This is a genomic window from Delftia sp. SD018 (genome assembly GCF_017355445.1).
GTDB lineage: Bacteria > Pseudomonadota > Gammaproteobacteria > Burkholderiales > Burkholderiaceae_C > Comamonas > Comamonas acidovorans.
Genome location: NZ_JADDRN010000006.1, coordinates 196,076 through 202,726, shown reverse-complemented (window position 1 = coordinate 202,726; position 6,651 = coordinate 196,076). Strand labels below are relative to the sequence as shown.

General features: G+C 68.7%; 7 protein-coding genes. 1 reads left to right on the top strand and 6 read right to left on the bottom strand.

Annotation, left to right across the window (positions count from 1 at the left end):
- Positions 1-1,655 (top strand): phosphoethanolamine--lipid A transferase (locus INR38_RS09060; RefSeq protein WP_242699006.1); only part of this gene is annotated, 1,655 nt, incomplete at its 5' end.
- A gap of 24 nt (positions 1,656-1,679) precedes the next feature.
- On the opposite strand, the gene INR38_RS09055 is transcribed toward INR38_RS09060, so the two are convergent.
- The 6 genes from INR38_RS09055 to INR38_RS09030 form a co-directional block, all read right to left on the bottom strand.
- Complete coding sequence (locus INR38_RS09055) at positions 1,680-2,222, bottom strand: nucleoside deaminase (RefSeq protein ID WP_242699005.1); 543 nt, start codon at positions 2,220-2,222, stop codon at positions 1,680-1,682.
- A 14-nt stretch (positions 2,223-2,236) separates the two neighbouring features.
- Complete coding sequence (locus tag INR38_RS09050) at positions 2,237-3,004, bottom strand: ABC transporter permease (protein ID WP_012203071.1); 768 nt, start codon at positions 3,002-3,004, stop codon at positions 2,237-2,239.
- Positions 3,005-3,020: 16 nt separating this feature from the next.
- Positions 3,021-3,863, bottom strand: coding sequence for an ABC transporter ATP-binding protein (locus INR38_RS09045; RefSeq protein ID WP_012203070.1), 843 nt, complete (start codon positions 3,861-3,863; stop codon positions 3,021-3,023).
- A 69-nt stretch (positions 3,864-3,932) separates the two neighbouring features.
- On the bottom strand, positions 3,933-4,970 hold the full coding sequence (locus INR38_RS09040) for an ABC transporter substrate-binding protein (RefSeq protein WP_207443296.1): 1,038 nt from the start codon (positions 4,968-4,970) through the stop codon (positions 3,933-3,935).
- A 55-nt stretch (positions 4,971-5,025) separates the two neighbouring features.
- Positions 5,026-5,541: a nucleoside deaminase gene (locus INR38_RS09035; RefSeq protein WP_207443295.1), complete on the bottom strand. Its 516-nt coding sequence runs from the start codon at positions 5,539-5,541 to the stop codon at positions 5,026-5,028.
- A gap of 10 nt (positions 5,542-5,551) precedes the next feature.
- On the bottom strand, positions 5,552-6,580 hold the full coding sequence (locus INR38_RS09030) for an ABC transporter substrate-binding protein (protein WP_043780730.1): 1,029 nt from the start codon (positions 6,578-6,580) through the stop codon (positions 5,552-5,554).
- Positions 6,581-6,651 lie beyond the last annotated feature (71 nt).

Sequence of the window (6,651 nt, the reverse complement as noted above, 5' to 3'; positions counted from 1 at the left end):
CACGGCTGCGCACGGCCTGGAGCGCCCCGCGCTCGCCCCAGGCCGTGGCCCTGGTGCTGGCTCTGTGGCTGCTGGCCACCGCGAACTGGGCGCTGTGGCTGCGCCTGCCCCACCTCGAAGGCTATGACGGCAGCCTGGCCACCCTGGTGCTGCGGCTGCTGCCGCTGGGCCTGGGCGGCATCCTGCTGCTGCTGTCGCTGACGGCCTGGCCGCGCGGCATGAAGCCGCTGTGGATCGCCCTGCCCTGGATTGCCGGCTCGGCCCAGTACTTCATGACCGCCTACGGCACGGTGATGGACGGCGGCATGATCAACAACATCCTGCAGACCGACCTGCGCGAAAGCAGCGACCTGTTCAACCCCCAGCTGCTGCTGCAGCTGCTGCTGGTGGCCGGCCTGCCCACGGCCTGGCTGCTGCGGCTGCGCATCATCCGCCCGCGCCGCAGCACGCAGACGGTGCTGCGCACGCTGGGGCTGCTGGCCGCCTCGGTGGTGCTGCTGGCGGCATCGGTCTTTGTCTCGTACCGCGAGCTGGCCCCCGTGATCCGCAACAACCTGTGGATGCGCCACATGCTCAACCCCGTGAGCCCCGTGCTGGCCTCGCTGGATGCGGTGCTCAAGCCCATCCTGCGGCCCAAGCGCCCGTTTGCCAGCATTGCGGCCGGCGCCACGCTGGGCGCCACCTATGCGGCCGAGCGCAAGCCGCCGCTGTTCGTCATCGTGGTGGGCGAGACGGCGCGCGCCGCCAACTGGGGCCTGAACGGCTATGCCCGCGACACCACGCCCGAGCTGGCCAGGCGCAAGGTGCTCAACTGGAGCAACGTGACCTCCTGCGGCACCAGCACGCGCGAATCCGTGCCCTGCATGTTCTCGCACCTGGGCCGCACGGGCTTCTACAAGAGCAAGGTGGACTACGACAACCTGGTGGACGTGCTGTACAACGCCGGCCTGGCCGTGCTGTGGGTGGACAACCAGGCTGGCTGCAAGGGCGTGTGCGAACGCATTCCCAACGCCAGCACGGCTGACCGCCTGAACACGCCCGACGGCAAGGCCCTGTGCTCCAGCGACGGCGAATGCCTGGACGGCATCCTGCTCAGCGGCATCGACGAACGCATCGCCGCCCTGCCGCGCGAGCGCCGCGAGCGCGGCGTGGTGCTGGTCATGCACGAGATGGGCAGCCACGGGCCGGCCTACTACAAGCGCTCCACGCCCGAGACCAAGGTCTTCCAGCCCGAATGCCTGACCAACGCGCTGTCCAGCTGCACGCGCGAGCAGGTGGTCAATGTCTACGACAACTCCATCCGCTACAACGACCATTTCCTGTCGCAGACCATCGACTGGCTGGCAAGCCAGCAGTCGCGCTACCAGACCGGCATGGTCTACATGTCGGACCATGGCGAGTCGCTGGGCGAGATGGGCATCTACCTGCACGGCATGCCATACGCCATGGCGCCCGAGGAGCAAAAGCACATTCCCATGATTGCCTGGCTGGGCAACCTGGGAGAGCGCACCGGCGTGTCCGAGCGCTGCGTGCGCGGCCAGCTGGACGCGCCGCTGTCGCACGACAACCTCTACCACACCACCCTGGGCCTGCTGGACGTGACCAGCCCCACCTACCAGAAGCCCCTGGACGCGCTGGCCGGCTGCCGCAGTTGAGCGGGCGGGGGGCGCAGCCGCCGTTCAGCGCTGCTGCCAGAAGCCCCGGTGCGGCTCCAGCATCTCCTCGTGCAGCGCAGGCACCGGACCGATGACCTGCACGGCGCGCTGCCCGCGCGCGAAGACCTCGCGGCAAGGCAGGGACAGCGTGGGGTTCTCGGGATGGTCGCCCGTCAGCGCCAGCAGCGCCGTTTCCTCGGCGCCGTAGAGCACGCGGCCTATGCCGGCCCAGTAGATGGTTCCGGCGCACATGGCGCAGGGCTCGAAGGTGGTGACCAGGGTGCACTGCGCCAGGTAGGCGCCCGGATAGTTGGCGGCGGCCGTGCGCGCCAGCGTGGACTCCGCATGGTTCACCGTGTCGATGTTGCCCTGCTCGGCCAGCACGGTCTCGCCGTCGGGCGCCAGCAGCAGCGCGCCAAAGGGGTGGCGGCCCATGGCCATGGCCCGCCCGGCCACGGCGCCTGCGCGGCGCAGCTGGCGGGCCGCCTGTTCGTCGGTCAGGGGCATCATGGGCGTCACGGGCGTCACGGGCGTCATGGAAGGCGGCGTCGTGGGTGCGGGCATCATGGCCGGATTCTCACTCACTCACCCTGCGAGCCGCGCCGGGCCCAACCCGTGGTGCGCTTTTCGATGGCGCTGAACAGCTCGTACATCACCATGGCCATGGCGCCCACCACGATCAGGCCGGCAAAGGCCAGGCCCATCTGCATGGACGAGCCGGCCGACACCAGCAGGTAGCCGATGCCTTCGTTGGCCGCCGTCATCTCGCTGACCGTGGTGCCCACGAAGGCCAGGGTGATCGCCACCTTCAGCGAGCCGTAGAAGTAGGGCATGGAGCGCGGCAGGCCGACCTTGATCAGCACGTCCCAGCGCCGGGCGCCCAGCACGCGCAGCACATCCTCCAGCTCGGGCTCCAGCGTGGCCAGGCCCGTGGCGATGTTGACCATGATGGGAAAGAAGCTGATCAGGAAGGCCGTGAGGATGGCCGGTCCCGCGCCGATGCCGAACCAGACCACCAGGATGGGCACGAAGGCCGCCTTGGGCAGCGCGTTGAAGGCCGTCATCAGCGGATAGAACGCCGCATAGGCCAGGCGCGAGGAGCCGATCAGAAAGCCCAGCAGCACGCCCACCACGATGGCGATGCCAAAGCCCGCCATCGTCACCCAGTAGGTGCGCCAGGCGTGGGCGGCGATGATGCCGCTGAACTCGGCCAGCTGCCGGCCGATGGCCCAGGGGCTGGGGAAGATGAATTCCGAGACCTCGAAGGCCGAGCAGATGACCTGCCACAGCAGGATGACCGCCAGCAGCAGCACCCAGGGCGCCCAGCGTTCCGCATATTTCTTGTGCATGTGAATCTCCCCCGTTCTATTGTTGGATGGCCGCGCCGGTCTTGCGCATGGCGCCGATGTGGCCGCGCAGCTCGTGCACGATGTCGGTGAATTCGCGCGTGTAGGTCAGCTCCAGCTCGCGCGGGCGCGGCAGCTCGATGTCGCGGCGCACCACGAAGCGGCCCGGGCTCTTGCTCATCACGTACACGGTGTCGGCCAGGAAGACGCTCTCGCGCAGGTCGTGCGTGACCAGGATGACGTTGAAGCGCTGCTCGGCCTGCAGGTCGCGCAGCACGCACCACAGCTCCTCGCGCGTGAAGGCGTCGAGCGCGCCGAAGGGCTCGTCCAGCAGCAGCATCTGGGGCTCGTGGATCAGCGCGCGGCAGATGCTGGCGCGCTGCTGCATGCCGCCCGACAGCTGCCAGGGGTACTTGTCCTCGTAGCCGCCCAGGCCCACCTTCTGCAGCAGGGCGCGCGCACGCGCCTCGTACTCCTTGCGCTTTTGGCGGAACAGCGAGCGGTGCGGCTCCACGATCTCCAGCGGCAGCAGCACGTTGTCCACCGTGGTGCGCCAGGGCAGCAGCGACGGCGCCTGGAAGGCCATGCCCGAGATCTTCAGCGGCCCGGTCACGCGCTCGCCGTTGACCATGACGCGGCCCATTGACGGCATCTTCAGCCCCGTGGTCAGCTTCATGAAGGTGGACTTGCCGCAGCCCGAGGGGCCGACGATGGCGATGAACTCGCCGCGCCGCACCTGCAGGTCGATGGCCTCGACCGCGAAGTGGTTGGCGCGCAGCAGCTCCTCGTTGTAGGCAAGCCAGACGTCGCGGAACTCGACGAAGAAGGCGTCGTCATCGCCGTGGGATGTGGAGGAATTCATGGCAGGCAGCAGGCAAGGGCCGTGCGCGCCACCCGCTGGCGCACGCGCACGGTGTCAATCACTTTGTCGTCACTTCTTGGGCAGGATGTTCAGCTCGGCCGCAGACGGCAGGAAGCTGCCGTTCCAGACCTCGGCCGGGTTCACGCGCGTCTTGGTGGCGTAGACATCGGAGACCTGCGACGCCATCAGCGACAGGCGTGTGGGCACGACCTGGCCAAAGCCTTCGGCACGCGCGTCGGCGCTGTTGACCACGGTGTCGATGGCCAGTTGCAGGCGGCGTGTCTCCAGCTGGGTGTTGACGATGCCGTCGCGCTCCTTCACGTAGGCAATGGCCGCGCCCGGGTTGGCGATGACTTCCTTGGCCCCCTTGGCGAAGGCCTGCAGGAAGGCCTTGATGGCGGCCGGGTTCTCCTTGATCAGCTTCGGGCTGGCGATGATGGCGTTGCCGTACAGCTTCACGCCGAAGTCCGCATAGGGCATGACCACCACATCGGCGGCCTTGATGCCGCGCGCCTCCAGGTTCAGCAGCGAGGTGAAGGTGAAGCCCGTGATGGCATCCACATCGCCGCGCACCAGCATGGTCTCGCGCAGCGGCGGGTCCATGGCCGTCCACTGCACGGAGCCGACCTGGTTGGCCTTGGCGAACAGCGGGAAGGCGCGGCGGCCCGCATCGAACACGGGCGCGCCCAGCTTCTTGCCGGTGAGGTCGGCCGTCTTGGCGATGCCGCTTTTCTTGAGCGCCATCACCGAGGCCGGCGTGTTGTTGTAGACCATCATCACGGCCACGGGCTTGTTGGGCATGTCCGGGTTGTTGGCCTGGAACTCCATCAGCGCCGCGATGTCGGCAAAGCCCAGGTCATAGGCGCCCGAGGCCACGCGCTGCACCACGCCGCCCGAGCCGCTGCCGGCATCGACCGTGACATCCAGGCCCGCGTCCTTGAAGTAGCCCTTGGCCACCGGCTGCAGGAAGAAGGCGGCCGGCCCCTCGAAGCGCCAGTCCAGCTGGAACTTCAGCGGCGTGGCCGCATGGGCCTGTGTCTGGGCCATTGCCAGGCCCGCGCTGGCGGACAGGGCCAGGACGGTGTGCAGGAACAGTCGTTTTTGCATGGTGGGCTTCCTCTCTGATGGTCAAAAGAAACGGTGGGGACGGAACGGGGCCGGATCAGCTTTTCCAGGCGCCCTGGTGCGATGCGGCGGCCTCGCCGATCAGCGCCGGGCCTATGCATTCGATGGCGTGGGACGAGGCGGCGAACACATCGCGGCAGGACAGCTCGGCATCCTTCTGGTCCAGGCGCTCGCCGCGGAATTCGCGCAGGCGCACCGCGTCTATGCCGTAGACCACGCGGCCTATGGCCGACCAGAAGATGGCGCCCGCGCACATCACGCAGGGCTCGGCTGATGAATACAAGGTGGCTGCGGACAGCGCCTCGCGGTCATGCAGCGGGCTGGCCAGGCGGATGGCCGACAGCTCGGCATGGGCCGTGCAGTCGCCGCTCTCGCCATTGGCGTTGGAGGCCTCGGCCAGCACGCGGCCATCGGCGGCCACGATGAGCGCGCCGAAAGGGCGGTTGCCGCGCTTGCGCGCGCGGTCGGCCATGGCGATGGCGCGGCGCAGGTACAGGCCGTCGCGCTCGTCGAGCGAGGCCTCAAGGGGCAGTGAAGCGGTGGCGTGGTCCATGTGCGCTCCCTCAGGCCTTGGCCATGCGCGCGGCCAGCGGCGGCAGCAGGCTGCGGTTGAACAGCGCATCGGCCGACACGGGTGCCTTCAGGCCGAAGGCCTGGCTGACCTGCTCGGCCTGGCGGGCCAGCAGCTGCGGGTCGATGTCGCCCAGGCCGTGGCGCTGCGTATCGGGCGCGGCCAGGTACTGCGAGGTGATGGCCCAGCGCGCCAGTTCCAGCTTTTCATCCAGGATGGGCTCGCGCTGGCGCACGGCGGCCACGGCCAGCGCGGGCTGGGCCAGGCATTCGATGAGGGCGCGGTTGCTGGCGCGCAGGAATCCCGCCACCAGCGCCGGCTGCTCGGCCACCAGCGCGCTGGAAGCCAGGATGGCGTTGCCATACAGCTGCACGCCCGCATCGGTATAGCGCAGCACCGACAGCTCCTCGGGCTTGATGCGCGCGAACAGCGACACGGCCGAGTCATGGAAATAGGTGGCCGCATCCACATCGCCGCGCACCACCACGTTGTCGCGCGCCGAGAACTCCGTCGTGGTCCAGGCAAACAGGTCGGCCGGCAGGTTCTGGCGCTGCGCGACCAGGGGCCAGACGCGACGCGTGGACTCCACGGCGGCGGCGGCCACCTTCTTGCCCTTGAGGCTGGCGAACTCGCCCGTGATGCCCCGGTCCTTGCGGCCGATGATGGCGAACGGCGCGCGGTTGTAGTACTGGTAGACGGCCTGCACGCGCGCCGCGCCCGCGTTCTGCGCCTGGAACTCGATCAGCGAGCTGATGTCGCCCAGGCCCAGCTGGTAGGCGCCGCTGGCCACCCGCGTGATGGATGCCACCGAGCCCGAGCCCACGTCGATGCTCACGTCCAGCCCCTCGTCGCGGTAGTAGCCCTTTTGCAGCGCCACGAAAAAGGGCGCGGTCTGCGAGGTCACGCGAAAGTCCAGCGTGAACTTCAGCGGTGTCAGCGCCTTGCCCTGGGCGAAGGCACCGGGCATCACGGCACTGGCAGCGGGAAGGGCGGCGGCGGCAAGGAAATGGCGGCGTTGCATGGTGGAACTCTCAGTCGCTATCAACATGGGGACCGGCCGCTGGCATGGGGCCGGGCGGCTGGCGTGACATG